The sequence below is a fragment of the Variovorax sp. GW458-11-26-14-LB1 genome (assembly GCF_059423965.1).
The window spans coordinates 18,552-43,495 of record NZ_JBWKYW010000012.1 but is presented as its reverse complement, the minus strand read 5'-3'; the positions used below and the strand labels follow the sequence as shown (position 1 = coordinate 43,495).

The 24,944-nt window shown below is 69.3% G+C and carries 25 protein-coding genes; 14 read left to right on the top strand and 11 right to left on the bottom strand.

Features of this window, described 5'->3' with window-relative positions:
* Positions 1 to 3: 3 nt before the first annotated feature.
* From AC07YS_RS10830 to AC07YS_RS10805, 6 genes are all read right to left on the bottom strand, one after another.
* A complete protein-coding gene (locus AC07YS_RS10830) occupies positions 4 to 2,979 on the bottom strand; it encodes a formate dehydrogenase subunit alpha (RefSeq protein ID WP_159275129.1) in 2,976 nt (991 codons plus the stop codon).
* 9 nt (positions 2,980 to 2,988) lie between these two features.
* Positions 2,989 to 3,213 carry a formate dehydrogenase gene (locus AC07YS_RS10825; RefSeq protein ID WP_070059792.1) on the bottom strand — a complete coding sequence of 75 codons (225 nt, stop codon included), beginning with the start codon at positions 3,211 to 3,213 and terminating at the stop codon, positions 2,989 to 2,991.
* A 114-nt stretch (positions 3,214 to 3,327) separates the two neighbouring features.
* A complete protein-coding gene (locus AC07YS_RS10820; RefSeq protein ID WP_159275130.1) occupies positions 3,328 to 3,945 on the bottom strand; it encodes a TorD/DmsD family molecular chaperone in 618 nt (205 codons plus the stop codon).
* Positions 3,942 to 6,020, bottom strand: coding sequence for a 4Fe-4S dicluster domain-containing protein (locus AC07YS_RS10815; RefSeq protein ID WP_495267724.1), 2,079 nt, complete (start codon positions 6,018 to 6,020; stop codon positions 3,942 to 3,944). The genes AC07YS_RS10820 and AC07YS_RS10815 overlap by 4 nt, the downstream gene beginning before the upstream one ends.
* Complete coding sequence (locus AC07YS_RS10810; protein ID WP_495267676.1) at positions 5,980 to 6,603, bottom strand: DUF3306 domain-containing protein; 624 nt, start codon at positions 6,601 to 6,603, stop codon at positions 5,980 to 5,982. Before AC07YS_RS10810 ends, AC07YS_RS10815 begins: the two co-directional genes overlap by 41 nt.
* Positions 6,596 to 7,186 carry a DUF3305 domain-containing protein gene (locus AC07YS_RS10805; RefSeq protein ID WP_095744485.1) on the bottom strand — a complete coding sequence of 197 codons (591 nt, stop codon included), beginning with the start codon at positions 7,184 to 7,186 and terminating at the stop codon, positions 6,596 to 6,598. Before AC07YS_RS10805 ends, AC07YS_RS10810 begins: the two co-directional genes overlap by 8 nt.
* Positions 7,187 to 7,268: 82 nt before the next feature.
* Between AC07YS_RS10805 and AC07YS_RS10800 the strand changes: the two genes are divergently transcribed.
* Positions 7,269 to 8,180, top strand: a complete 912-nt coding sequence (locus tag AC07YS_RS10800; RefSeq protein WP_495267675.1) for a formate dehydrogenase accessory sulfurtransferase FdhD — start codon at positions 7,269 to 7,271, stop codon at positions 8,178 to 8,180.
* Between the two features lie 10 nt (positions 8,181 to 8,190).
* Here AC07YS_RS10800 and AC07YS_RS10795 read toward each other — a convergent pair whose 3' ends face one another.
* Positions 8,191 to 9,213: an alpha/beta fold hydrolase gene (locus AC07YS_RS10795; protein WP_495267674.1), complete on the bottom strand. Its 1,023-nt coding sequence runs from the start codon at positions 9,211 to 9,213 to the stop codon at positions 8,191 to 8,193.
* A gap of 370 nt (positions 9,214 to 9,583) precedes the next feature.
* Positions 9,584 to 10,324, bottom strand: a complete 741-nt coding sequence (locus AC07YS_RS10790; protein ID WP_062470956.1) for a response regulator — start codon at positions 10,322 to 10,324, stop codon at positions 9,584 to 9,586.
* A gap of 191 nt (positions 10,325 to 10,515) precedes the next feature.
* Here AC07YS_RS10790 and AC07YS_RS10785 point away from each other — a divergent pair, with 191 nt between their 5' ends.
* The 3 genes from AC07YS_RS10785 to AC07YS_RS10775 are packed head-to-tail and all read left to right on the top strand — an operon-like array spanning position 10,516 to position 14,139.
* A complete protein-coding gene (locus AC07YS_RS10785) occupies positions 10,516 to 10,935 on the top strand; it encodes an organic hydroperoxide resistance protein (protein ID WP_307589588.1) in 420 nt (139 codons plus the stop codon).
* 51 nt (positions 10,936 to 10,986) lie between these two features.
* Positions 10,987 to 12,345: an ATP-binding protein gene (locus tag AC07YS_RS10780; protein ID WP_495267673.1), complete on the top strand. Its 1,359-nt coding sequence runs from the start codon at positions 10,987 to 10,989 to the stop codon at positions 12,343 to 12,345.
* A gap of 27 nt (positions 12,346 to 12,372) precedes the next feature.
* Complete coding sequence (locus AC07YS_RS10775; RefSeq protein WP_495267672.1) at positions 12,373 to 14,139, top strand: cytochrome c biogenesis protein DipZ; 1,767 nt, start codon at positions 12,373 to 12,375, stop codon at positions 14,137 to 14,139.
* Between the two features lie 12 nt (positions 14,140 to 14,151).
* Here AC07YS_RS10775 and AC07YS_RS10770 read toward each other — a convergent pair whose 3' ends face one another.
* Genes AC07YS_RS10770 through AC07YS_RS10760 form a run of 3 tightly spaced genes read right to left on the bottom strand, consistent with a single transcriptional unit; the run spans position 14,152 to position 14,832 of the window.
* Positions 14,152 to 14,403 (bottom strand): general secretion pathway protein GspL, encoded by a 252-nt coding sequence (locus AC07YS_RS10770; RefSeq protein ID WP_095949983.1) that lies wholly within the window; start codon positions 14,401 to 14,403, stop codon positions 14,152 to 14,154.
* A gap of 12 nt (positions 14,404 to 14,415) precedes the next feature.
* Complete coding sequence (locus AC07YS_RS10765) at positions 14,416 to 14,661, bottom strand: hypothetical protein (protein ID WP_062479607.1); 246 nt, start codon at positions 14,659 to 14,661, stop codon at positions 14,416 to 14,418.
* A gap of 9 nt (positions 14,662 to 14,670) precedes the next feature.
* Positions 14,671 to 14,832: a hypothetical protein gene (locus AC07YS_RS10760; RefSeq protein WP_167395000.1), complete on the bottom strand. Its 162-nt coding sequence runs from the start codon at positions 14,830 to 14,832 to the stop codon at positions 14,671 to 14,673.
* Between the two features lie 204 nt (positions 14,833 to 15,036).
* On the opposite strand from AC07YS_RS10760, the gene AC07YS_RS10755 reads away from it, so the two are divergent.
* The 10 genes from AC07YS_RS10755 to AC07YS_RS10710 all read left to right on the top strand — a co-directional run bounded on the left by AC07YS_RS10755 (position 15,037) and on the right by AC07YS_RS10710 (position 24,944).
* Positions 15,037 to 15,987, top strand: coding sequence for a LysR family transcriptional regulator (locus tag AC07YS_RS10755; protein ID WP_062479604.1), 951 nt, complete (start codon positions 15,037 to 15,039; stop codon positions 15,985 to 15,987).
* A 157-nt stretch (positions 15,988 to 16,144) separates the two neighbouring features.
* A complete protein-coding gene (locus AC07YS_RS10750) occupies positions 16,145 to 16,654 on the top strand; it encodes a cupin domain-containing protein (RefSeq protein WP_495267671.1) in 510 nt (169 codons plus the stop codon).
* A 23-nt stretch (positions 16,655 to 16,677) separates the two neighbouring features.
* Entirely contained in the window at positions 16,678 to 17,685 is a 1,008-nt protein-coding gene (locus AC07YS_RS10745) for a hydroxyquinol 1,2-dioxygenase (protein WP_070059783.1), read from the top strand.
* A gap of 92 nt (positions 17,686 to 17,777) precedes the next feature.
* Positions 17,778 to 19,241, top strand: coding sequence for an aldehyde dehydrogenase family protein (locus tag AC07YS_RS10740; protein WP_062479615.1), 1,464 nt, complete (start codon positions 17,778 to 17,780; stop codon positions 19,239 to 19,241).
* Positions 19,242 to 19,279: 38 nt separating this feature from the next.
* Positions 19,280 to 20,254 (top strand): tripartite tricarboxylate transporter substrate binding protein, encoded by a 975-nt coding sequence (locus AC07YS_RS10735; protein ID WP_495267670.1) that lies wholly within the window; start codon positions 19,280 to 19,282, stop codon positions 20,252 to 20,254.
* A 21-nt stretch (positions 20,255 to 20,275) separates the two neighbouring features.
* A complete protein-coding gene (locus AC07YS_RS10730; RefSeq protein ID WP_492738377.1) occupies positions 20,276 to 21,343 on the top strand; it encodes a maleylacetate reductase in 1,068 nt (355 codons plus the stop codon).
* 49 nt (positions 21,344 to 21,392) lie between these two features.
* Positions 21,393 to 22,646 (top strand): ABC transporter substrate-binding protein, encoded by a 1,254-nt coding sequence (locus AC07YS_RS10725; protein WP_495267669.1) that lies wholly within the window; start codon positions 21,393 to 21,395, stop codon positions 22,644 to 22,646.
* A gap of 12 nt (positions 22,647 to 22,658) precedes the next feature.
* Positions 22,659 to 23,378 carry an ABC transporter ATP-binding protein gene (locus tag AC07YS_RS10720; RefSeq protein ID WP_062479592.1) on the top strand — a complete coding sequence of 240 codons (720 nt, stop codon included), beginning with the start codon at positions 22,659 to 22,661 and terminating at the stop codon, positions 23,376 to 23,378.
* On the top strand, positions 23,375 to 24,091 hold the full coding sequence (locus AC07YS_RS10715; protein ID WP_495267668.1) for an ABC transporter ATP-binding protein: 717 nt from the start codon (positions 23,375 to 23,377) through the stop codon (positions 24,089 to 24,091). Before AC07YS_RS10720 ends, AC07YS_RS10715 begins: the two co-directional genes overlap by 4 nt.
* A complete protein-coding gene (locus AC07YS_RS10710; protein WP_495267667.1) occupies positions 24,084 to 24,944 on the top strand; it encodes a branched-chain amino acid ABC transporter permease in 861 nt (286 codons plus the stop codon). The genes AC07YS_RS10715 and AC07YS_RS10710 overlap by 8 nt, the downstream gene beginning before the upstream one ends.

Here is a 24,944-nt window from a genome sequence, read left to right as displayed (position 1 = left end):
TCCTTATGCTTTCTCGATGTTGCAGACCGTGGTCTTGGTCTCTTGCATCATGGTGACGCTGTCGTAGCCGTAGGTGGTGGCCGTGTTGATGGCCTCGCCGCGCACGATGGGCGCCGCGCCCTTCGGGTAATAGGCCAGCAGGTCTTCGCCCTGCCAGCGGCCCGAGAAGTGGAAGGGCATGAACACCGTGTCGGGCCCCACGCGCTCGGTCACCAGGGCCTGCACGTTGAGCTTGGCGCCCGTGGGCGTGTGCACCCAGGCGCGCTCGCCGTTGCGGATGTTCTTTTCGGCCGCCACCTTCGGGTTGATCTCGATGAACATCTCCTGCTGCAGCTCGGCCAGCCAGGGGTTGGAGCGGGTTTCCTCGCCGCCGCCCTCGTACTCCACGAGCCGACCCGAGGTCATGATGTAGGGGAACTTCTCGGCGATCTTGTCGGCGATGTTCTTCTGCTGCACCGTCTTGTAGAGCGTGGGCATGCGCCAGAAGGCCATCTTGTCGTCGTGCGTCGGGTACTTGGCGACCAGGTCGGGGCGCGTGCCGTAGATCGGCTCGCGGTGCTGCGGGATCGCGTCGGGAAAGTTCCACACCACCGCGCGCGCCTTCGCGTTGCCGAAGGGGTGGCAGCCGTGGTTCTTCATGAACACGCGGATCATGCCGCCCGAGCTGTCGGTCTTCCAGTTCTTGCCTTCGGCCTTGGGCTTCTCGGCCTCGGTGAGTTCGTCCCACCAGCCCAGCTTCTTGAGCAGCAGGTGGTCGAGCTCGGGGTAACCGGTGGTGATGTCGGCGCCCAGCGAGTGGGAGCCGTCCTCGGCCAGCAGGTTCTTGCCGTTGCGCTCCACGCCGAAGTTCGCGCGGAAGTTGCCGCCGCCGTCCATCACGTGCTTGGACGGGTCGTACAGGTTCGGCGAGCCGGGGTGCTTGAGCTCGGGCGTGCCGTAGCAGGGCCAGGGCAGGCCGAAGTAGTCGCCCGAGATGTCGTAGCCGTTGACCTTGTCCTTGACCGCCCCCTTGGCCCGCAGCGTGCGCACGTCGAAGGCGGCCATGTTGCGCATGTGCGCCTGCAGCCGCTCGGGACTCTGGCCCGAGTAGCCGACGGCCCAGCAGCACTTGTTGATCTCGCGCAGGATGTCGTCGGGCACGGGCTCGTCCATGCCCTTGACCTTCTGCATCTTGTAGTTCTTGCTGAGCTCCTTGCCGAAGCCCAGGCGGTCGGCGAACTGCTGCATGATCATGTGGTCGGTGCGGCTTTCCCACAGCGGCTCGATGACCTTCTCGCGCCACTGGATCGAGCGGTTCGACGCCGTCACCGAGCCGCTGGTCTCGAACTGCGTGCACGCGGGCAGCAGGTACACCGCGCGGTTCGCGTTGGCGTCCTCGGGCCGGCCCGGCATCGCGGCCATGGCGGCTGTGGCCGAGGGGTACGGGTCGACCACGACCAGCAGGTCGAGCTTGTCCATGGCCCGCTTCATCTCGAGGCCGCGCGTCTGCGAGTTGGGCGCATGGCCCCAGTAGAAGACGCCGCGCAGGTTCGAGTCCTGGTCGATGAGCTCGTTCTTCTCGAGCACGCCGTCGATCCAGCGCGACACCGTGATGCCCGGCTTGCTCATCATCGCGGGCGAGGCGAAGCGGCCCTTGATCCATTCGAAGTCCACGCCCCAGGTGGCGGCGAAGTGCTTCCACGAGCCTTCGACCAGGCCGTAGTAGCCCGGCAGCGAATCGGGGTTGGGACCGACGTCGGTCGCGCCCTGCACGTTGTCGTGGCCGCGGAAGATGTTGGTGCCGCCGCCCGAGGTGCCCACGTTGCCCAGCGCCAGCTGCAGGATGCACGAGGCCCGCACGATGGCGTTGCCGATGCTGTGCTGCGTCTGGCCCATGCACCACACGACGGTGCCGGGGCGGTGCTCGTGCAGCATGGTCGCGACCTTCAGCACCTGCGCCTCGCTCACGCCGCAGGCCTCCTCGACCTTGTCGGGCGTCCACTTGCTCATGACTTCCGCGCGCACTTCTTCCATGCCGTAGACGCGGTCGTTGAGGTAGCGCTTGTCTTCCCAGCCGTTCTTGAAGATGTGGTGCAGGATGCCGAACAGGAACGCGATGTCCGAGCCCGAGCGGATGCGCACGTACTCGTGGGCCTTGGCCGCCGTGCGCGTGAAGCGCGGGTCGACCACGATCATCTTGCAGCCGTTTTCCTTGGCATGCAGCATGTGCAGCATGCTCACGGGGTGCGCCTCGGCCGCGTTCGAGCCGATGTACATCGCGATCTTCGCGTTGCGCATGTCGTTGTACGAATTGGTCATGGCGCCGTAGCCCCATGTGTTCGCCACGCCCGCGACCGTGGTCGAGTGGCAGATGCGCGCCTGGTGGTCGCAGTTGTTGCTGCCGAAGAAGCTCACGAACTTGCGCAGCAGGTAGGCCTGCTCGTTGCTGTGCTTGCTCGAGCCGATCCAGTAGATCGCGTCGGGGCCGCTGGCCTTGGTGAGTTCCTTCAGCTTGGCGGTGATCTCGTCGAGCGCGGTGTCCCAGCTGATGCGCTCGTACTTGCCGTTCACGAGCTTCATCGGGTAGCGCAGGCGGTACTCGCCGTGGCCGTGCTCGCGCAGCGCCGCACCCTTGGCGCAGTGCGCGCCCAGGTTGATGGGCGAGTCGAACACCGGCTCCTGGCGCACCCACACGCCGTTCTCGACCACCGCGTCGGACGCGCAGCCGACCGAGCAGTGCGAGCACACGGTGCGCTTCACTTCGATCTTGCCGGCGCCGATGGCCGTGGGCCGGCCGTCGGCGGCCTTGGCCTTCTGGATCAGCGTGAGCTGGCTGGCCGCCAGGCCCACGCCGACGCCCAGGCCGGAGCGCCGCAGGAAGGCGCGCCGGTCCATGGTCGGCAAGGCGTTCGCGAGACCGCGCCGCAGGCTGTGAACGAAGGGCGACGCGTCGGAGGCCCGCGGGCTCGCGGTGCCTGGGGATTTTCTGGTCAGAAGCACGGGGTCTCCTCAGGCTGACGTGGTGGCGTAGTAACGCTTGACGTGTTCGCTCAGGGAATAGCCGCCGCCGTTTTCGGGCGGGGGCGGCAAAGAGGGGGCGACGGCGGCGACGGGTGTCTCGGCCATGTTTGGCAGCGACGTGACGGCCACCGCGGCGGCGCCGGCGGTAGCGGCACCGATGAAGAATCCGCGGCGGGAGGCCGGCTTGATGCCGGTGTTTTGGCTGTCCTGCATATTGACTCCAGGAGTGGCTGGGCGCGACGAGAGAGGGGAAACCCGGTCGGCCTTGTGGATACTAGACCAGCAACAAGGTGTGAGCAACCTGAATACCCCTCGCATTCGTTCGCTTCAGTCCAGCATGTCGAAGGCCTGCGCCTCGACGTCGCCGAACGCGCGCGTGAAGGCGGCGAGCGCCGCGTAGAACCGCGCCTTCGGATGCTGCAACACAGCATCGCACAAGGCGGGCAGCCACGGCTGGATGTGTCTGGAGAACATCGCCTGCTGCTGCGTGAGGTTGGCCACCGCCACGTCCTCGCCGGCGATCAGGTAGCGCATGACCTCGAACAGGCAGGCGATGTGGTCCTCGGTTTCGTAGGTGGTCTCGGTGCGCGCCAGGCCCAGCTTGTCGAGGTCGTGGCGCAGCTGCACGAGCGGCTTGTCGTTGAGAAAGCCGCTCAGGTAGTGCGAGCCGAACAGGAAGACCTCGGGCTTGCCGATGCCGCCGAAGAGCGCGTCGTATTCCTCGTGCGCGGCGGCCGCGTCGGTGTCGCGCGCGATACCGACCAGCTGGCGCCACGGCTCTTCCAGGAAGGCGCCCGCGGCCGGCGCCTCGGTGGGCGCGACCTGGAAGGCTTCCAGCAATTCGGCATCGGGCGCGGCGTACCACAGGCGCGCGAGCAGGCCGTAGAGCTCGGCCCGGGCCACCTCCTCGTCGAGCGCGGAAGTGGCGGGAAAGGTCTGGCTCATAGCGGGGCGATCTTCACTTCGTTGGTGGCGCTGTACAGGTCGATGACGCGGCAGTCGCTGCACATCTTGAGGCGCTCCAGCGCCTCGCCCTGGAACATGGCGTGCCCGGCCAGCTTGCCGAGCATGGCCTCGATGGCCTTTTGCGTGCCGAAGGGCTTGCTGCAGCGGATGCAGGCCCAGGGCTTGGCCTCGTTCAGCAGCACCTGCTGCTTGCGTTCGGGCGCGGCCAGCAGGCGCGGCACGAGCGAGACGGCGTCCTCGGGGCAGGTGGTTTCGCACAGGCCGCACTGCACGCAGTTCTTCTCGATGAAGCGCAGCTGCGGCGCGCTCTGGCTGTCCAGCAGCGCGCCCGACGGGCAGGCGCTGACGCAGGCCAGGCACAGCGTGCACTTGTCCTTGTCGATCGCGACGGCGCCCAGCGGCGATCCGGCCGGCAGCGCGAAGGCCAGCGGGGACTCGGCGGGCGCCTGCAGGGCGGGCGCTGCGCCCATCAGGTGGTCCAGCGCCATCTCGAGCCGGTCGCGCTTGTCGGCGCCGACGGCGAAGCGGGCCGCCGTGGCCGGCACGCGCTGCGTGGTCGTGCGCAGGCCGGCCAGCGCGCCGTCCAGCGCGGCGGGCGAATCGGCCTCGATCACGTGGAAGTGCGTGCCGGTGTAGCCCAGGCCCAGCAGCAGCGCTTGCGCGACGTCCCTCTGTTGCTTGAGCGCCGCGAGGTACTGCGGCGCCTCTTCGCCGGTGCACAGCACGGCGACCTGCGAGGCGCCGAAGGCGACGGCGCTCAGCCACAGGTCGATGCCGGTGCTGGCCGCATGAAAAAGGTCGACCGGCATCACGCGCGCCGGCACGCCCTGGGCCTTGCCCAGCTGCGCCTGCCGCCCGAGCTGTTCGAGCAGCGCCTGGCCGCCTTCCTGGCTGTGCAGCAGCAGCGCCGCATCGCGCCCGCCCGCCGCGGCATAGGTGCTGAGCAGCTTGCGCAGCTTCAGCCCCTGGTCGGGCGCGCGCGGGTAGGTGTAGCCCAGCGCGCCCGTCGGGCACACCGTGGTGCAGGCGCCGCAGCCGACGCACAGGTTCGGGTTGACCACGATGCGCTGGCGCTGCGGGTCGCTGCTCACGGCATGGGCCGAGCACACCTCGACGCAGGCGTTGCAGCCGACCACCTCGTTGCGGCTGTGCGCGCACAGCTTCTGCTTGTAGTCGAAGAACTTGGGCTTCTCGAATTCGCCCACCAGCTCGCGCAGGCGCAGCAGCGTCTGCAGGCCCTCGGCCTGCGCGACGCCGCCGGGCAGGTGGAAGTAGCCCTGCGGCGGCGCGTGCCAGTCGATCTGCGGCGCGACGCCGAGGTCGAGCACGAGGTCGAAGGCCGCGTCGAGCGCCTGCGGCTCGCGGCTGAAATTGATGGCGCCGGCCACGCTGCAGGCGCGTTCGCAGTCGCGGTGCGAGGTGCAGCGCGCGTTGTCGATCTGGTAGTCCAGCCCGATGGCCTGCTCGGGGCAGGCGACCACGCAGGCATTGCAGCGGGTGCACAGGTCGAGGTCGATCGCGTTGTCGCGCGTCCAGCGCAGCGTGAAGGCGCCGAGCCAGCCGGTGAGCGAATCGATGCGCCCGGCGATCACCGGCCAGCGGCGCGCCTGGGCGCCACCGTCTGCACCGGGACCCTGCGCGAGCAGGGTGACGTCGAGCGTGTCGCCGACCAGCGCCGCGGCGCGCTCGGCCGCGTCGAGCGGGCCGATGATCAGCAGCCGGCCCTGGCTGGTGTAGCTCACGGTCGAGACGGGGTCGGGCTCGGGCAGGCTGGCGGCGGCCAGCAGCGCGGCGATCTTCGGCATCGCGCTTTTCGCGTCGCGGCTCCAGCCGCCCGTCTCGCGGATGTTGATGAAGCGGATCGGCGAGGTGGCGTTGGGCGTCTGCGTGGCGAGTTCGCCGAACAGCCGTTTTTCCTGGGTGCAGGCGACCACGACGTCGTCGCCGGACTGGATGGCGCGCTGGAAGGAGGTCGCCTCGCGGCGGCACAGCGACGAATGCAGCGGGAGGGTTTCAGCCAGTGCCGCGCCGAGCGTCTTCGGCTCGAGCGGCATCGTCTGGTTGCAGTCGCAAATCAGCGTGGTGGTCATCGGTTTCTTGGCTGGCGGGTTGCATCGCGGCAACCGGCGGGCTGGGAAGCGTTTCGGAACCCTGGGACTGTGCCACGTCCGCCGTTTCGGCGTCGTCGGGGGTTTCCGGGGGAATGTCTTCGGGGTCTTCGTCGAAGAGCTTGAGGAACTTGGCGCTGGCCATCTGGCGCAGCACGCTCTCGGGCACCGGGGTGGACTGGGAGTAGTCGTCGACGTAGGTGTCCAGGCCGTCCATCACATTGAAATGCGGATCGGCAAAGAGCTTGCGGAAGGCCGCGTTCTTGACCTCGGGCGCGACCTCCTTCGTGAGGAAGGGCTTGAAGTCGGAGCCGATGTCGAGCGCATCCACGTCCGCGAGCGTCAATGGCGGCGCGGTGTCCTGATCGCCTTCGGCGGCGGGGGGCTCGGCGAGCGCGGCGGGTGCTGGCACTGGCGCCGGCACCGCAACGGGTTCCACGGCTGGCAGGGTCTTTTCTTCCACGGCGGTCTCGGCCGCGCGCACTTCCTGCTTGCGGCGCGACCAGCGTCCCAGGAAACCTTCAGACATCGCCCGCGCCCCGTCCGCGTTTCTTCTCGGTCGTCACGCTCGCGGCGTTGCCGAAGCGGTCGACCAGCGAGCGGAAGCTCTCGGGCCGGCGGCGGCGCTTGGGCTCGACCACGTAGTGTTCGTCGACGAAGGCGCGCACCCAGTCGACCACCTCCGCGGGCGCCGGCACCTGTTCCACGGTTTCCTGCGCATCGAGCCAGCGGCCGGCCTCGTAGTAGCTGAGCGTGACCACCACCGGGCGCGGAATGGGCAGCGGCGCGAGCGTGGGCTCTTCGTCCATGCGCCACAGCACGAACCAGCACGGCGTCGGCGTGATCGCGTTGAGGTGGTAGCCCTCGGCCTCGTCGCGGTACAGCTCGACCTGGAAGCCGGGGTGCAGCCAGTGCTGCTCGCCGTCGTCGTCGCGCAGGAGGCGCGGTTCGGTGCCGAAGCCGGGCTCGTCGGGCAGCACGCTGTCGAGCGTCCAGCGCCAGGGCTGCCAGTGGCTCGAGGGGCCGTGCAGGCGTTCGCGGCGCATGACCACCGCGACGTCGAGCGTCGGGCGGCCCGTGGGCGCGGTCGCGGGAGTGTCCGAAGAAGGCATGAACGAACCATAGCCGATGGCGCGCCCGTTCGCGAGCAGTACCCCTTCGAGCTCCGCTCGCAGCGGTGGCGTAGGATTCCGCATGGCCCCACGTGAAGACGACGCAGAAGACGACACACCGCTGGCTTTCGATGCGGTCCCGCTGCCCCGGCGCGCGGGTGCGCCGCGCCTGAACCCGGCGCGCGGCCCGCTGCTGCGCCGCATCGAGATCGTCGACCAGCACGGCGAGCGCCGCGACATCGACATCCCGGCGGAGCGGCCGTTGACCGTCTTCGTCGACAAGCGCGAACTCGTGACGCTCATGACCCTGGGCGCCGCGCCCGAGCTGCTGGTGCTGGGCTACCTGCTCAACCAGGACCTGGTGCGGCGCGCCGACGAGGTCGAGAGCATCGACGTCGACTGGAGCGTGGAGGCGGCCGCCGTGAAGACCCACCGCGGCATCGCGAACCTCGCCGAAAAAACCGCGCACCGGGTCGTGACCACCGGCTGCGGACAAGGCACCGTCTTCGGCGACGCCATGGCGCAGATCGGCGCCGTGCGGCTGCCGGCCGCGCAGTCGGCGCGCATCGCGCAGGGCACGCTGGCACGCATCCTCGAGCAGATGAAATCGCGCAACAGCGTGCACCGGCACGCCGGGTCGGTGCACGGGTGCGCGCTGTTCCGCGGCACCGAGATGCTGGTGTTCGCGGAGGACGTCGGACGGCACAACGCCATCGACACCATCGCCGGCTGGATGGCGGTGCATGGCATCGACGGCGGCGACAAGGTCTTCTACACCACGGGCCGCCTGACGAGCGAGATGGTGATGAAGTCGGCCCACATGGGCGTGCCGATCGTCGTCTCGCGCAACGGCGTCACCGCGATGGGGCACGAGCTGGCCACGAAGCTCGGCATGACGCTGTTCGGCCGCGCGGCCAACCGCCACTTCCTGTGCTACTGCGGGTTCGAGCGCTTCGACGCCGAGCCGCTGACGCAGGCGCTCACCGCCGACTGAGCCTGCGCGGCTACCCGCGCGCCACGTCGATCACGGCTTTCGCGAACGCTTCGGGCGCCTCCTGCGGCAGGTTGTGGCCGATGCCGCCGCTGACCAGCCGGTGCTCGTAGCGCCCCGAGAACTTCTTCGCATACGCGCTGGGTTCCGGATGCGGCGCGCCGTTGGCGTCGCCTTCGAGCGTGATGGTCGGCACGCCGATCACCGGCGCCTGGGCGAGCCGGTTCTCCAGCGCCTGGTACTTCGCCTCGCCCTCGGCCAGGTCGAGGCGCCAGCGGTAGTTGTGCACCGTGATCGCCACGTGGTCGGGGTTCTCGAAGGCGACGGCGCTGCGCTCGAAGGTGGCGGCATCGAAATTCCACTTCGGCGAGGCGAGCTGCCAGATGAGTTTGGCGAAGTCGTGGCGGTTCTTCTCGTAGCCCGCGCGGCCGCGCTCGGTCGCGAAGTAGTACTGGTACCACCACTGCAGCTCGGCCTGCGGCGGCAGCGGCGCCTTGCCGGCCTCCTGGCTGCCGATGAGGTAGCCGCTGACCGACACCAGCGCCTTCACGCGCTCGGGCCACAGCGCGGCCATGATGCAGGCAGTGCGCGCGCCCCAGTCGCAGCCGGCCACGGTGGCGACGGGGATCTTCAGCGCATCCATCAGCGCCACGATGTCGACGGCCACCGCCGACTGCTGCCCGTTGCGTGGCGTGTCGGCCGACAGGAAGCGGGTGGTGCCGTAGCCGCGCAGGTACGGCACGATCACGCGAAAGCCCGTGGCGGCCAGCTGCGGTGCGACGTCGACGAACATGTGGATGTCGTAGGGCCAGCCGTGCAGAAGGATCACCGGCGCGCCGTCGGCCGGGCCGGCTTCGTAGTAGCCGATGCGCAGGCTGCCGGCGTCGATGTTCTTGAGGGGTTCGAGGCGACGGGTGCTGCCTGTGGCGGCGGATTGGGCGAAGGCAGGAACGATCGATGTCAGCTGCGTGGCGGCGAGGCCGAGTGCGGCCTTGCCGAGGAAGGCGCGGCGTGGCAGCGAGGGGGAGGCGGTCATGGAAATCTCCTGGGATGCGAAGGGGGTGACGGCGCGATTGTTCGGGGGGAAACCCACCTGTTGATCGGCTTGTGTATGCCTCTGTATCCGCGCCGCTTCCGGCCACACTAAATTTCAATCGCAGGCGCGCGAAGGCACCTCGACGAAACGTGGTGTGTCGATGTCGGGCCGGGATACACAGGCATACGCAATGCCCGTTGCACGGTGAGAAGGCGGCCAACAATCCGCCCGTCCTCCACTCATCGCCCGAAGGAAATCCCCATGACGCGCCCTCGCGGATTCAAGAAGCTCTGGTTCGCGCTGCTGTTCTTCGCGGGCGGGCTGGCGCACGAGGTGCGCCACCCGACCCAGTGCCAGAGCGTGGCGTCGGTCAGTCTCTCGCTTCGACCGCCGAAGCGAGCACGTAGCCTTCGCTGCGCACGGTCTTGATGTAGCGGGGCTCGCGCGCGTCGTCGCGCAGGCGCTGGCGCAGCCGGCTCACGAGCAGGTCGATGGAGCGCTCGAAGAGCTCGGCCTCGCGCCCTTGGGTCAGGCTCAGCAGCTGGTCGCGGCTGAGCACCTTCTGCGGGTGGTCCAGGAACACGCGCAGCAGCCGGTACTCGGCGCCGCTCAGCGCCACCATCACGCCGGCGTCGTCGATCAGGTGGCGCGCCACCGTGTCGACCTGCCATTCGCCGAACCCCAGCTTCTGCGAGGGCTCGACGGTGCCCATGTTGGGCGGCAGCATGCGCGTGCGCCGCATCACGGCGCGGATGCGCGCCAGCAGCTCGCGCGCGGAAAAGGGTTTGGCCAGGTAGTCGTCGGCGCCCATCTCCAGGCCCAGGATGCGGTCGGCTTCCTCGCTGCGCGCGGTCAGCATGAGGATGGGCGTGGCCTTGTACTTGCCGGTGCGCAGGTCGCGGCACAGCGTGAGCCCGTCTTCGCCGGGCAGCATCAGGTCCAGGATGATCAGGTCGAAGGGCCCCGACGCCTCGAGCGCGGCGCGCATGTGGCGCCCCGTGGGCACCGCGACCACGCGCAGGCCGTTCTTCACCAGATAGGTGGTGAGCAGTTCGCGGATGTCCCGGTCGTCGTCGACGATGAGGATGTGGTCGGAGGTCTTGGGCGTCATGGCAAGGAAGGCATTGGCGGCACGGCGCCGCAGCCGCAATGTAGCGTTCCGGCGGCGCGCCGGGGGGGCCGTGGAAACGTAGTGTGTGGATGTACGGGCCAGATACACAGGCATACAGAAGGCGATCCGGCAGGGGGTGGGCGGCCCAACAATCCGTGCGTTTTCCAACCACCCTGCATTCAAGGAACCCCATGACCCGCATCGACAAAGTCCTCTACACCGGCAAGACCCGCACCTCCTCGGGAGGCCGCGACGGCGAGGCGCGCAGCTCCGATGGCCGCCTGGACATCAAGCTCTCGTCGCCCGGCAGCGCCGGCACCGGCACCAACCCCGAGCAGCTGTTCGCGGCCGGCTGGTCGGCCTGCTTCATCGGCGCGATGGGCAAGGCGGCCGGCAAGATGAAGGTCGCGCTGCCGCCCGACCTGGCCGTCGATGCCGAGGTCGACCTGGGCACCGCCGGTGGCGAATACTTTCTGCAGGCGCGCCTGAACGTGAGCCTGCCGGGCCTGGACCGCGAGGTGGCGCAGGCCCTCACCGAGGCCGCGCACCAGACCTGCCCCTATTCCAAGGCGACCCGAGGCAACATCGACGTTGCCATCCACCTGGTGTGAGCCCGCTGCGCCGATGACGCATCGCCACGCCGCCTGACGAAGAAGCTGTTCATGTCCACTTCCGCGAATGCATCTGCAAACCCGGCCGCCGCCGCACCGCGCTGGCGCCGGCTGCTGCCCGGCTCGCTGTTCTCCCGCGTGACGCTGATCATCGTGGTGGGCCTGGCGATCGCGCAGCTGCTCACCTTCGCGGCGATCCGCTACGAGCGGAACATGGCGCTTCGCGAGCTGATGATGATCGGCATCGAGCGCGACATCGCGAGCTCGGTCGCCATCCTCGACCGGCTCCCCGCGGCGGAGCGCGCCGGCTGGCTCGACCGGCTGGAACGGCGCAACTACCGCTTCGTGCTGGGCGGCAATGCGCAGGGCAGCGCGCCCCGCTCGGAGGCTTCGCAGCAGTTTGCCGCGGCCATCGTCGATGCGATGCGCCCGTTCCCGGTCGTCAAGGTCGGCGAGGTGGCCTGGCCGCCCGAAGGCCTGCAGATCGAGGTGCGGCTGGGCGACGGCTCGTCGGTGGTCGTGCACGCCATGCGCGTGGGCATGCCGGTGTCGGGCTGGGTGATGTGGCTGCTGGCGGGCCAGTTGCTGGTGCTGGCCGTGTGCGCCTGGGTCGCGGTGCGGCTGGTGACGCGGCCGCTCGCGCAGCTGTCCGCGGCGGCCGACCAGCTCGGTCCTGATTTGAAGGGCCGCACGCTGGTGGAAGAGGGCCCGACCGAAGTGGCGCACGCGGCGCGCGCCTTCAATGCCATGCAGCAGCGCATCGCGGGCTACATGGCGGAGCGCGTCGAAATCCTGGCGGCCATCTCGCACGACCTGCAGACGCCCATCACGCGGATGCGCCTGCGCACCGACCTGATGGACGACACGCACGACCGCGAGAAATTCCGACAGGACCTGGACGCCATGAACGCACTGGTGCGCGAAGGCGTGACCTATGCGCGCACGCTGCACGGCGCCACCGAGCCGCCGCTGCGCATCGACGCCGACGCGCTGTTCGAGAGCATGGTGGCCGACTACGAAGACGTGGGCCAGCAGGTGCGGCTCGACGGCCGGGCCGGTGCGCCGATCGTGAGCCGCCCCAACGCGCTGCGCCGCATCCTGATGAACCTGATCGACAACGCGCTGAAGTTCGGCACCGACGTGACGCTTCGTGTGCAAACCAGAGATGGCCGCCTCGTGGTGAGCGTGCTCGACAACGGCCCGGGCATTCCCCCCGACGAGCTCGACGCGGTGCTCAAGCCCTTCTACCGCGTCGAAAGCTCGCGCAACCGCAGCACCGGCGGCACCGGCCTGGGCCTGGCCATCGCGCACCAGCTGGCCATGGCGATGGGCGCCGAACTCACGTTGCACAACCGACCCGAAGGCGGGCTCGAGGCGCGGCTGGCGTTGGCCGCTGCGCCCGCTCGCTGAACCCGACCCCCCATCTTTCACATCCCGATGCTCATCCTCTTCATCGCCTACCTGGGCGGGGTGCTCACGATCCTGAGCCCCTGCATCCTGCCGGTGCTGCCCTTCGTGTTCGCGCGCGCCGACCGGCCCTTCCGCTCGCACGGCCTGCCGATGCTCGTGGGCATGGCGCTGGCCTTTGCCGTGGTCGCCACGCTGGCGGCGGTGGGCGGCGGCTGGATCGTCACGCTCAACGAATACGGGCGCTACGCGGCCATGGCCTTGCTCGCGCTGTTCGGTGCGACGCTGCTGTTCCCGCGCGTGGCCGAGCGCCTGAGCCGGCCGCTGGTGGCGCTGGGCCTGCGCATTTCCGATGAGCGGCAGGCCTCCGTGTTCTCGCCGCTGTGGCTGGGCGTGGGCACAGGCCTGCTCTGGGCGCCGTGCGCGGGGCCGATCCTCGGGCTGATCCTGACGGGCGCGGCGCTCAACGGCGCGAGCGTCGGCACCTCGCTGCTGCTGCTCGCCTACGCGGCCGGCGCGTGCACCTCGCTTGCGGTGGCGCTGCTGTCCGGCGGCCGGCTGCTCTCGGCGCTGAAGCGCACGCTGCCGACCGGCGACGGCGTGCGGCGCATCGCCGGCGCCGCCGTGCTGGCCGGCGTGGGCGCCATCGCGCTGGGGCTGGACACCGGCTGGCTCGCGCGCCTGTCGCTGGGCACCACGTCGGCGCTGGAGCAGGCGCTGGTGGACACGCTGCGCAAGGACGCGCCGCAGGCACAGCGCGCAGACGCCGGCTTCGTGCGCGTCTCGGACACCCGCCCGGCCCCGGTGCCCGCGCGCGAGCTCCGCGTCGAAGGCCGCCTGCCTTCGCTGGCGGGCGCGACCGAGTGGATCAACTCGGCGCCGCTCACGCCCGAGGCCTTGCGCGGCAAGGTGGTGCTGGTCGACTTCTGGACCTACTCGTGCATCAACTGCCTGCGCACGCTGCCCTACGTGCGTGCCTGGGCCGAGAAGTACAGGGACGCGGGCCTGGTCGTCCTGGGCGTGCATGCGCCGGAGTTCGCGTTCGAGAAGAACCCGGCCAACGTGCGCAAGGCCGTGAAAGACCTGGGCATCGGGTTCCCGGTGGCGCTGGACAACGACTTTTCGATCTGGCGCGGCTTCGACAACCAGGCTTGGCCGGCGTTCTATTTCGTCGATGCGCAGGGGCGCATCCGCCATCACCAGTTCGGCGAGAACCGCTACGACAAGGCCGAGCAGGTGATCCAGCAGCTGCTGGCCGAGGCCGGGCAGGCGAACAGCATCAATTCCGGGCTGGTGGCGCCGCAGGGGCAGGGCACCCAGGCCGCGCCCGGCGCCGAGCCGGCGCAGTCCGGCGAAACCTACCTGGGCCATGCGCGCGCACATGGCTTCGCGTCGCCCGGCGGTATCGCGCGCGACCGTGCGAAGGCCTACGAGCCCATGGCTTCCTCATTGCGCACCAACCAGTGGTCGCTGGGCGGCGACTGGACGGTGGAGGGCGAACGGGCCGTGCTGAACCAGGCCAATGGCCGCATCGCCTACCGCTTCAAGGCGCGCGACCTGCACCTCGTGCTCGGCCCGATGGCCGACGGCAAGCCGGTGCGTTTCACGGTGCGGGTGGACGGCCAGCCGCCGCTGGCGGACCACGGCGCCGACACCGATGCCCAGGGCCACGGCGTGGTCGATGCGCAGAAGCTGTACCAGCTGGTGCGGCAGTCGGCGGGCAGCGGCAAGGAGCGGCTGTTCGAGATCGAGTTTCTCGACCCCGGCGCGCAGGCCTACGCGTTCACTTTCGGTTGAGCGGCGCGTTGGTCAGGGCGTGAGGCCCGCCGCATTGACGGCCCGGCAGGTGTCGACCTCCTGGCGCGTGGGCAGCACGAAGCAGCGGGCGTCCGCCTCGCGCGCGACGGCTTCGCGCAGCTGGCGTTCCTGCGCGGTTTCCACCTGCAGCTCGACCAGCCACTTCATGAGCAGCGCCATCACGATCAGCAGCACGACCGAGGCCGCAAGCAGGGTCGTGCGCCAGCTCTGGACGCGGAAGACGGAAGCGTTCGAAGTAGTCATCGCGTGCGGCCCTCAGCTCGACAGCTGCGGAAAGATCCAGATGCTCATGCCGAGCACCACGCCCGCGCCCAGCGACATGGCCGCCGCGGTCGCGAACAGGCAGGCCACGAGCAGGCTCGGCACGACCACCGACATGCTCAGGAAGGCGATGGCGACGAGCACATAGGCCAGCACGGGCAGCAGGGCGATGTAGGCCGGCCGCGCGGTGCCGGTCGGCAGTTCGTCGGGCGTCATGTCACGCAGGAACGGGTTCAGCATGGCGGGCGATCAGCAGTTGCCCTTCTTGGCCTGGCCCGGCGGGCAGAAGTTGCCGCCCTTGTGCGCCGGCGCGGGCTCCGCACGCGGCGGCGGCGCGTGGTGGTGCACGCAGGCGCTCATGAGAACGGATGCCGCCAGCGCGAGCATCACGGTGATCGTGGATTTGGTCATGGGAACTCCCTGCTTCGATTTCTTGTGCACCCGGGGTGCTTCGGGGCAGGACAATAGTTGCCGTATTAACAATCTCACAGGGAAATGCTCACATTTGTGGGCGAATTGAGAAGGGTGCGGTCAATCTCCGAGCGGGATTGCGCAGTACTTCACACCCGTGCGGCCGACCGGCCGCCGCCGCGCAACCGCTACATTGCATGCCCCATGGACCGCCTCGAGAACATAGAGACCTTCGTGCGGGTCGCACAGACCCAGAGCTTTGCCGAGGCCGCGCGCCAGCTGCGGGTGTCGAAATCGGTGGTGACCAGCCGCGTGAAGCAGCTCGAGGACCACGTCGGCGCGCCGCTGTTCCACCGCAGCACGCGGGTGGTCCGGCTCAGCGACGTGGGGCAGGCCTTCCTGCGCGACTGCGTCGAGCTGGTCGGGCGGGCCAACGACATCATGGACCAGATGCGCGACGCCAAGGACGGGCCCACCGGCACGCTGCGCGTGCATGCGCTCACGGGTTTCGTGCTGGGGCATTTCGCGACGCTGCTGCGCGCCTTCCAGGTGAGCTTTCCGGACATCCACCTGGAGCTCATCGTGAGCGACGCGGTGGTCGACCCGGTGAAGGCGGGCGTCGATTGCGCACTGCAGATCTTTCCGGCGGCGTCGACCGAGCTGGTGTCGCGCCCGCTGTTCCCGGTGCGCCGCGTGTTCTGCGCCACGCCCGAGTACCTGCGCGCGCACGGCCGGCCCGCGAGCCCGCGCGAGCTGCACAAGCACACGCTCGGCCTGTACTCGGGCTACCCCACGCGCGACCGCTGGACCTTCCATCACGCCGGTGAACAGGTCACGCTGTACATGAGCGCGGCGCTGCTCACCAACAGCGTCCACCTGCTGCGCGAGTACGCCATGGAGCACGCCGGCATCGTCTGCCTGCCGACGCTGGTGGCCGGTGAAGCGATTTTGCGCGGCGACCTGGAAGTGGTGCTGCCGGCGCACCAGCTGTCGTCGTTCTCGCTCAGCGCGGTGTACGCGGGCACCTCGCGCAATGCCTTCAAGCTGCGCCTGTTCATCGAGCACCTGACCCAGGCGTTCTCGAAGGTGCCGCCGTGGGACGCGGCCATGATCGAACGCGGGCTGCTGCCGCCGGGCCTGATCTGGGACGCCTGACGCGAGCGCCGTCCGTTCCGGGGTAAACCCTGTGCATTGAACGGATTTGCCGAACAATGCGGCCCGCGTTTCGGGCCTACCGCTCGCGCCCTCCGTTTCCTACAGTGCACACATCGCAGCCACCACGCTGCATCGTCCGGCACCTCAGGAGACACCCATGACCGTCGCATACCAGACCCGCTTCGGGTCCCTCAAGCACTTCGAGAAAGGCCACGTCGAGCCCATCGACGACGACGTGCGCCACTACGCGTTCTCCAACTGCTTCGAGATCGCCAGCATCAGCCAGCCCTACGAGAAGGTCGTGTTCGGCCAGAACCAGATCTACGTGCTGGAAACGCTGCGCGCCGAAGGCACCTCGCCCTGGTTCACCTGCGCCCACGACGAGTTCGCGCTGGTGATGGACGGCGAAATCGAAGTGCACCTCGTGCAGCTCGATGCGGCCCAGACCGTGGCCGACACCGAGAAGAACGGCGCCGTGCGCGTGAAGGGCGAGCCGCAGGGCAGGAAGATGGGCTGGATGAAGCTCTCGCGCGGCCACCAGGGCCTGCTGCCCAAGAACACGGCCTACCAGTTCCGCGTGGCCGGCGACCCCGGCGTGATCGTGCTGCAGACCTGCAAGGGCGACCTCTCCATCGAGAAGTGGGCCGACATCTGCCAGACGCACTGAACCCGCTATCCAGGAGCCACACCATGAACGCACCCGCAGAACTCGCCAAGGTCATCGCATCGCAGCCCGATGCCACGCTCGGCTACAAGGATTTTTCGCTCGGCAGCTTCGGTTTCCGCCGCGACGAGTACTTCGCCCACATCACCTGGAAGACCCGAGACGGCCGCCCCATGAGCCACACCATGGACGCCGGCAACTACCTGCGTGCGCTGATGCGCGACGTGGCCTGGGGCTTCTTCTACGGCTGGGTCAACTTCGACAACGTGTTCGGCACCATCAACCACTACGACTCGGTCGACCTGTACGCCGGCAGCTTCAACGGCACCATGAAGGACGCGGGCATCGACCTGCTCGAGAACTTCCCCACGGCGCAGATCCGCGCCACCTTCGAGGCCATGCTCGACGACTGGACCAACGAGGCCTTCGACCCCTTCGCCGCGCCGCAGGAAACCGGCTCGCCCTACGGCCGCAAGAGCGGCAACAACACCGCCAAGATCACCCGGGCGCGCGAGCTGGCCAAGCGCTGCGTGGGCCTGAAGGGCGACCTCGACCTGCGCAGCGACGCGCGCGGCGCGCCCGTCAACCGCGCCTTCGCCGACGTGCCGCAGGGCCAGCCCGAGCTGCACCCCGAGCCCGGCTTCGAGAACGAGGTGCACGCCTTCAACCTCTTCGGCTTTCTGAGCCGCTCGCAGGTCACGTGGAACCCGAGCTTCACCTCGGTGGTGAAGCACAGCTACATGTGCCCGACGACCGAGGAGCACATCCTGCCGATCATCCACGGCAACGACCGCGTCGAGTGGTTCTTCCAGATGACCGACGAGATCCACTGGGACTGCGGCGACAAGAACACCGGCAAGCCCATGGCCCGCGTGATCATGAAGGCCGGCGACATGGCCGCCATGCCCGCCTACTGCCGCCACCAGGGCTTCAGCCCCAAGCGCTCGATGCTGCTGGTGTGGGAGAACGGCTCGCCCAGCCTGGTCTACGAGATCCAGAAGGGCGAGTCGCCCGAGATCCCGGTCGAGTTCTGAGCGGCCGGCCCGCCGCTTCCTTCTTCCCGCCATTCATCCATCCAGCCCTCCCCGCGCGGGGAGGGCGAGGAGAACCCATGCCTGCTCTTTCCATCCGTCACCAGCTTTTCATCGACGGCCGTTTCGTCGACGCCGAATCCGGCGAGACGCTCGCCACGCTGAACCCGCACGACAACACGCCCATCGCCCAGGTCGCGCTGGCCGGCAAGGCCGACGTCGACAAGGCCGTGGCCGCCGCCAAGCGCGCGTTCCCCAAATGGAGCCGCATGGCCGCCGCCGACCGCGGGCGCATCCTGCTGAAGCTGGCCGACCTCATCGAGGCCAACGGCGAAGAACTCGCGCGGCTCGAATCGCTGGACACCGGCCACCCGATCCGCGACTCGCGCCGGCTCGACGTGCCGCGCACCGCCGCGTGCTTTCGCTACTTCGGCGGCATGGCCGACAAGTTCCAGGGCGAGACCATTCCGGTGGAAGAGGGCTTTCTCAACTACACGCTGCGCGAGCCGGTCGGCATCGTCGGCCAGGTGGTGCCGTGGAATTTCCCGCTCATGTTCACGAGCTGGAAGATGGCGCCCGCGCTCGCGGCCGGCAACTGCATCGTGATGAAGCCGGCCGAGATCACGCCGCTCACCTCGCTGCGCATCGCCGAGCTGATGGCCGAGGCCGGCGTGCCGCCCGGCGTGGTCAACATGCTGCCGGGCCTGGGCAGCGTGGCGGGCCAGTACATTGCCGAGCATCCCGAGATCGCCAAGATCGCCTTCACCGGCAGCACCGCCACCGGCCGGCGCATCGTGCAGGCCAGCGCGGGCAACCTGAAGAAGGTGCAGCTCGAGCTCGGCGGCAAGGGCCCCAACATCGTGTTCGAGGACGCCAACCTGCAGGCCGCCGTCAACGGCAGCGCCTGGGCCATCTTCCACAACCAGGGCCAGGCCTGCATCGCAGGCTCGCGGCTGATGCTGCACGAGAAGATCGCCGACGCCTTCCTCGAGCAGTTCATTCCGCTCGCGCAGTCGATCCGCCTGGGCAACCCGCTCGACGAGGCCACCGAGATGGGCCCGCTCACCAGCGCCCAGCACCGCGACCGCGTGCTGAGCTATGTCGAGGTGGCGCAGGCGCAGGGCGGCGAAGTGCTGGCGGGCGGCGGCGCGCCCGGCGGCGACCTGGCGCAGGGCTGCTATGTGCAGCCGACCGTGGTGCGCGCCCGCTCGTACCAGGACCGCGTGGCGCAGGAAGAAGTGTTCGGCCCCTTCGTCACCGTGCTCACCTTCAAGAGCGACGAAGAGGCGATGCAGATCGCCAACGGCACCGACTACGGCCTGGGCAGCGGCCTGTGGACCCGCGACCTGCAGCGCGCCCACAAGGTGGCGCGCGACCTGCACGCCGGCATGGTCTGGATCAACAGCTACAAGCGCGTGAACCCCGGCTCGCCCTTCGGCGGCGTGGGCCAGAGCGGCTACGGCCGCGAGATGGGCTTCGACGCGATGCGCGAGTACACGCAGGTGAAAAGCGTGTGGGTCAACGTCGACGCGCAGATTCCGCCGCACTTCGTGCGCTGACGTCTTCCTTTTTCTTCCCAACCCGACGGACGCACACGATGTCTTTCTCGATCCTCTCCCGGGCCCTGGTTGCCTGCACCTTGCTGTGGGGCATGGCCGCGCAGGCCCAGGCGCCGGCCTGGCCGACCAAACCGGTGCGGCTGGTCGTGGGCTTTCCGCCGGGCGGCATCGTCGACACCGTCGCGCGCCAGTTGCAGCCGCGCCTGCAGGCCGCGCTCGGCCAGACCGTGATCGTGGACAACCGCAGCGGCGCCGGCGGCACGCTGGCGGGGGCCGAGGTGGCCCGCGCGGCGCCCGATGGTCACACGCTGCTGATGGTGTTCGACAGCTATGCGACCTACCCGCTGGTCTATCCGAAGCTGAGCTTCGACATCGCCAAAGACCTGCAGCCCGTGACGCAGGTGGCGAGCAACCCGCTGGTGCTGGTGGTCAACCCGAAGGTCGAGGCCAAGGATTTCGTGCGCTTCGTCGGCCTGCTCAAGGCGCAGCCGGGTCGCCTGAACTACGCCAGCGTCGGGCCGGGCTCGAGCAACCACCTCACGGCCGAGTACTTCAAGGCCGTGAGCGGCACCTTCGTCACGCACATCCCTTATCGCGGTGGGGGGCCGGCCCAGCAGGACCTGCTGGGCGGGCAGGTCGAGATGATGTTCCTCTCGGCCGTGCTGGCCCAGCCGCATGTCAATGCGGGCCGGCTGCGCGCCCTGGCCCAGACCGGCGCGCAGCGCGTGGCCGCCTATGCCGACGTGCCCACCGTGGCCGAGAGCGGCTACCCCGGCTTCGAGGTGAACTCCTGGGTCGGCCTGCTGGCCCCGGCCGGCACGCCGCGCGCCGTGGTCGACCGGCTGCAGGCCGAGGTGCGAAAGATCGTGACCGAGCCCGCGTTCCAGCAACGGCTGCGCGAACAGGGCCTGACGGGCATCGCCAACACGCCCGAGCAGTTCGCCGCCGTGCTGCGCACCGAGCAGGACAAGTGGACCCGGCTGGTGCGCGAGCGCCGCCTGAACCTCGAATAGCCAGACAGAAGGGAGCGCGCCATGCACGACTTCATCCACACCACCCACCCGCAGCGCGTGGTGTTCGGCGCCGGTTCGCTGCGCCACCTGGCGCGCGAGATCGATGCGCTGGGCGCGAAAAAGGCGCTGGTGCTGTGCACGCCCGAGCAGCGCCCGCAGGCCGAGCGCGTGGCGGCCTCGCTCGGCGCGCAGGCGGCCGGCCTGTTCGACCGCGCCGTGATGCACGTGCCTGTGGAGACGGCGCGCGAGGCCCGCGACCTGGCACGCCAGCTCGGCGCCGACTGCGCGGTGGCGCTGGGCGGCGGCTCCACCACGGGGCTGGGCAAGGCCATCGCGCTGGAATCCGGATTGCCGATCGTCGCCATTCCCACCACCTACGCGGGCAGCGAGATGACGCCGATCTACGGCCTCACCGAGAACGGCCTGAAGAAGACCGGCAAGGACCCGCGCGTGCTGCCGCGCACCGTGATCTACGACCCCGAGCTGTCGCGCACGCTGCCCGTGGGCCTGAGCGTGACCAGCGGCATCAACGCCATCGCGCACGCGGCCGAAGGCCTGTACGCGCAGGACAGCAACCCGGTGATGGACCTGATGGCCGAGGAGGGCATCGCGGCGCTCGCACGTGCACTGCCCGCCATCCGCGTGCAGCCCGACGACCTGGCGGCACGCTCCGACGCGCTGTACGGCGCCTGGCTCTGCGGCGGCGTGCTCGGCGCGGTGGGCATGGCCCTGCACCACAAGCTGTGCCACACGCTGGGAGGCAGCTTCAACCTGCCGCATGCCGAGGTGCACACGGTGGTGCTGCCGCATGCGCTCGCCTTCAACGCGCAGGCCGCGCCGCGTGCCATGGCGCGCATCGCGCGCGCGCTCGGCGGCGTGTCGGCGCCGGCGGCGGTGTTTGCGCTGGCGCGCGACAACGGCGCGCCGGTGGCGCTGAAGGACATCGGCATGCGCGCCGCCGACCTCGACCGCGCGGCCGACATCGCCGTCGCCAACCCGTACTGGAATCCGCGGCCCTTCGGCCCGGCCGAGCGCGACGCGATCCGCGCGCTGCTGCAACGCGCCTTCGACGGCGAGCCGCCGGGCTAGCACACGGCGCGGGCATCGAAGACACACACGAACAACGAAGGAGACAGCCATGACATTCAACCGCAGACAGTTCACGCAGGCCGCCGCCGCGCTCGCCGCCACGGGCGCCGCGCCGTTGGTGTTCGCCGCCGACACGCTCAAGATCGGCTACGTGTCGCCGCAGACCGGGCCGCTCGCGCCCTTCGGCGAGGCCGACAAGTGGGTGATCGAGCAGATGAAGGCCGCCTTCAAGGACGGCATCAGCGTGGGCGGCAAGAAGTACGCCGTGCAGATCGTGCTGAAGGACAGCCAGTCGAACCCCAACCGCACGGGCGAGGTGGCCAACGACCTGATCCTGAAAGACAAGGTCGCGCTGGTGCTCACCGCCGGCACGCCCGAGACCGCCAACCCGGTGAGCGATGCCTGCGAACTCAACGAGGTGCCGTGCATCTCCAGCGTGGTGCCGTGGCAGCCCTGGTTCTTCGGCCGCAAGGGCGACCCGGCCAAGGGTTTCAACTGGACCTACCACCTGTTCTGGGGCCTGGAGGATGTCATCGCCACCTTCACGAATGGATGGAAGACTGTGGCCACCAACAAGAAGGTCGGTGGCCTGTTCCCCAACGACGGCGACGGCAACGCCTGGGGCGACAAGGAACTGGGCTTTCCCAAGCCGCTCGCGCAGATGGGCTTCACGCTCACCGACCCCGGTCGCTTCCAGAACGGCACGCAGGACTTCAGCGCGCAGATCGCCGCCTTCAAGCGCGACAACGTCGAGATCGTCACCGGCGTGGTGATCCCGCCCGACGCCAAGACCTTCCTCACGCAGGCGCGCCAGCAGGGCTTCAGGCCCAAGGTGATCACGCTGGGCAAGGCGCTGCTGTTCCCGGGCGCCATCGAGGCCCTGGGCGAGCTGGGCGAGGGCCTCTCGACCGAGGTGTGGTGGAGCCCGTCGCACCCGTTCAGTTCCAGCCTTACGCAGCAAAGCGCCAAGGCGCTGGCCGAGGCCTACGAGGCCGGCACGAAGAAGCAGTGGACGCAGCCCATCGGCTTCGCGCATGCGCTGTTCGAGGTGGCGGCGAACGCGCTGTCGCGATCGAAGTCGCTCAAGGCCGGCGACGTGCGCGACGCCGTGGCCGCGACCTCGATCAACTCCGTGGTCGGCCCCGTGAAATGGGGCGGGCAGGGCCCGTTCAAGAACGTCAGCAAGACGCCGCTGGTGCTCGGCCAGTGGGGCAAGGGCAAGCAGCGCAAGGTGGAGCTGACGCTGGTGAACAACGAGGCCGCGAAGGCGATCCCCACCGGCGGCGCGCTGCGCCTGCTCTGAGTGACGGCTGCCATGACGCTGCTGGCCTTGCACGGCGTGAGCAAGTCCTACGGGGCGCTCAAGGTCACCGACGGCATCACGCTGGCGGTGGCCGAGGGCGAGACGCTGGGCATCCTCGGGCCCAACGGCGCGGGCAAGACCACGCTGTTCAACCTGATCTCGGGCGACGCACGCGTCGATGCCGGCCGCGTGGAGTACGCGGGCCGCGACGTGACGCGGCTTCGCCCGCACCAGCGCTGCCGCGCCGGCATCGGCCGCAGCTACCAGGTGCCGCAGCCCTTCGGCCACATGAGCGTGTTCGAGAACCTCGTCACCGCCGCCTGCTTCGGCGGCCAGCAGGCCGAGCGCGAGGCCTGGGAGACGGCGCACGAGGTGCTGGCCCAGACCGGTCTGGCGCCGCACGCCAACAAGCCGGCCGGCGGGCTCACGCTGCTCGACCGCAAGCGGCTGGAGCTGGCGCGCGCGCTGGCGACCAAGCCGCGCCTGCTGCTGCTCGACGAGATCGCGGGCGGGCTCACCGAGCCCGAGGCGGCGGTGCTGGTGGCGGAACTGAAACGCATCAAGGCGCGCGGCGTGACCATGATCTGGATCGAGCACGTCGTGCATGCACTGCTGTCGCTCGCCGACCGGCTGTTCGTCATCAACTTCGGGCAGCAGCTGGCGGAAGGCGCGCCGCGCGCGGTGATGAACGACCCCGAGGTGCGGCGCGTGTACATGGGGATCGAGGCATGAGCGCGCTGCTCGACACCCACGGTCTGCAGGCCTTCTACGGCGATGCGCAGGCGCTGTTCGGCATCGACTTCACGCTGTCGGCGGGCGAGCTGGTGGCGATCATCGGCGCCAACGGCGCGGGCAAGTCGACCTTTCTGAAGAGCCTCACGGGGCTGCTGCGCGCGCCGTCCGAAGCGATCCGCTTCAAGGGCGAACCGATCGGCGGCCTGCCGCCCGGCGAGATCGTGCGGCGCGGCCTGGCGATGGTGCCCGAAGGCCGGCGCCTGTTCCCGAGCCTGAGCGTGGAAGAGAACCTGCTGATGGGCGCCACGCCGCGCCGCGCGGGGCCGTGGAACCTGCAGCGCCTGTACGGCCTGTTCCCCATCCTGGCCGAGAAGCGGCGCCAGCCCGCCACTTCGCTCTCGGGCGGGCAGCAGCAGATGGTGGCGCTGGGCCGCGCGCTCATGAGCAACCCCGAGCTGCTGCTGTGCGACGAGCTCTCGCTCGGCCTGGCGCCGGTCGTCATCCGCGAGATCTACGCGGCCATGCCGGCCATCACGGGGGAGGGCATGACGGTCGTGATCGTGGAGCAGGACGTGCGCATGGCGCGGCAGGTGTCGCAGCGCGTGTACTGCTTCCAGGACGGGCGCGTGTCGCTCACGGGGCGCTCGGGCGAACTCACGCCCGAGCAGATCTCGCAAGCCTATTTCGGCATCGAGGAGCACCATGCTTGAAACCCTGCTCCAGGGCGTGCTGCTCGGCGGCCTCTACACGCTGTTCGCGCTCGGCCAGTCGCTGATGTTCGGCGTCATGCGGCTGACCAACACGGCGCAGGGCGACTTCATCATCCTGGGCGCCTTCGCGGTGATCGCCGGCGTCTCGATGACCGGCGCATCTGTGCCATGGTTGGTGGTGCTCGCGGTGCTGCCGCTGGCCTTCGGCTTCGGCTACCTGCTGCAGCGCCACGTGCTCAACGGCACGCTGGGCAAGGACCCGCTGCCTTCGCTGGTCGTGACCTTCGGCCTGTCGATCGTGATCCAGAACCTGCTGCTGGAGCTGTTCTCGGCCGACCCGCGCGCCATCGAGGTCGGCGCGCTGGCCACCGCGTCGGTGTCGCTGGGCGACACGCTGGCGCTGGGGGCGCTGCCGCTGGTGATCCTGGCGGTCGCGGTGGCGGCCACGGGCGCGATGCAGTGGATGTTCACGCGCACGCCGCTGGGCCGCACCTTCCGCGCGGTGTCCGACGACCGCGAGATCGCCGAGCTGATGGGCCTCAAGGCCAAGCAGGTGTATGCGCTGGCCACGGGCATCGCCTTCGTGCTGATCGCCATCGCCGGCGCGCTGCAGGGCATGCGCACCACGGTGTCGCCGTCGGACGGCCCGCTGCTGCTGCTGTTTGCCTTCGAGGCCGTGATCATCGGCGGCATGGGCTCGTTCTGGGGCACGCTGGCCGGCGCCATGATCCTGGGCATCGCGCAGCAGATCGGCTTTCGCATCGATCCGGGCTGGGGCATCTGGTTCGGCCATCTCGTGTTCCTCGCGGTGCTGGTGCTGCGGCCGCAGGGACTGTTCCCCAAGACCCGCTGA

Coding starts and splice junctions, on each gene's coding strand:
- AC07YS_RS10720 (WP_062479592.1), top strand. CDS start 22,659: ATGACGCTGCTGGCCTTGCACGGCGTGAGCAAGTCCTACGGGGCGCTC.
- AC07YS_RS10765 (WP_062479607.1), bottom strand. CDS start 14,661: ATGCTGAACCCGTTCCTGCGTGACATGACGCCCGACGAACTGCCGACC.
- AC07YS_RS10825 (WP_070059792.1), bottom strand. CDS start 3,213: ATGCAGGACAGCCAAAACACCGGCATCAAGCCGGCCTCCCGCCGCGGA.
- AC07YS_RS10745 (WP_070059783.1), top strand. CDS start 16,678: ATGAACGCACCCGCAGAACTCGCCAAGGTCATCGCATCGCAGCCCGAT.
- AC07YS_RS10790 (WP_062470956.1), bottom strand. CDS start 10,324: ATGACGCCCAAGACCTCCGACCACATCCTCATCGTCGACGACGACCGG.
- AC07YS_RS10785 (WP_307589588.1), top strand. CDS start 10,516: ATGACCCGCATCGACAAAGTCCTCTACACCGGCAAGACCCGCACCTCC.
- AC07YS_RS10800 (WP_495267675.1), top strand. CDS start 7,269: ATGGCCCCACGTGAAGACGACGCAGAAGACGACACACCGCTGGCTTTC.
- AC07YS_RS10755 (WP_062479604.1), top strand. CDS start 15,037: ATGGACCGCCTCGAGAACATAGAGACCTTCGTGCGGGTCGCACAGACC.
- AC07YS_RS10770 (WP_095949983.1), bottom strand. CDS start 14,403: ATGACTACTTCGAACGCTTCCGTCTTCCGCGTCCAGAGCTGGCGCACG.
- AC07YS_RS10810 (WP_495267676.1), bottom strand. CDS start 6,603: ATGTCTGAAGGTTTCCTGGGACGCTGGTCGCGCCGCAAGCAGGAAGTG.
- AC07YS_RS10795 (WP_495267674.1), bottom strand. CDS start 9,213: ATGACCGCCTCCCCCTCGCTGCCACGCCGCGCCTTCCTCGGCAAGGCC.
- AC07YS_RS10820 (WP_159275130.1), bottom strand. CDS start 3,945: ATGAGCCAGACCTTTCCCGCCACTTCCGCGCTCGACGAGGAGGTGGCC.
- AC07YS_RS10750 (WP_495267671.1), top strand. CDS start 16,145: ATGACCGTCGCATACCAGACCCGCTTCGGGTCCCTCAAGCACTTCGAG.
- AC07YS_RS10725 (WP_495267669.1), top strand. CDS start 21,393: ATGACATTCAACCGCAGACAGTTCACGCAGGCCGCCGCCGCGCTCGCC.
- AC07YS_RS10780 (WP_495267673.1), top strand. CDS start 10,987: ATGTCCACTTCCGCGAATGCATCTGCAAACCCGGCCGCCGCCGCACCG.
- AC07YS_RS10735 (WP_495267670.1), top strand. CDS start 19,280: ATGTCTTTCTCGATCCTCTCCCGGGCCCTGGTTGCCTGCACCTTGCTG.
- AC07YS_RS10730 (WP_492738377.1), top strand. CDS start 20,276: ATGCACGACTTCATCCACACCACCCACCCGCAGCGCGTGGTGTTCGGC.
- AC07YS_RS10775 (WP_495267672.1), top strand. CDS start 12,373: ATGCTCATCCTCTTCATCGCCTACCTGGGCGGGGTGCTCACGATCCTG.
- AC07YS_RS10805 (WP_095744485.1), bottom strand. CDS start 7,186: ATGCCTTCTTCGGACACTCCCGCGACCGCGCCCACGGGCCGCCCGACG.
- AC07YS_RS10815 (WP_495267724.1), bottom strand. CDS start 6,020: ATGCCGCTCGAGCCGAAGACGCTCGGCGCGGCACTGGCTGAAACCCTC.
- AC07YS_RS10760 (WP_167395000.1), bottom strand. CDS start 14,832: ATGACCAAATCCACGATCACCGTGATGCTCGCGCTGGCGGCATCCGTT.
- AC07YS_RS10710 (WP_495267667.1), top strand. CDS start 24,084: ATGCTTGAAACCCTGCTCCAGGGCGTGCTGCTCGGCGGCCTCTACACG.
- AC07YS_RS10715 (WP_495267668.1), top strand. CDS start 23,375: ATGAGCGCGCTGCTCGACACCCACGGTCTGCAGGCCTTCTACGGCGAT.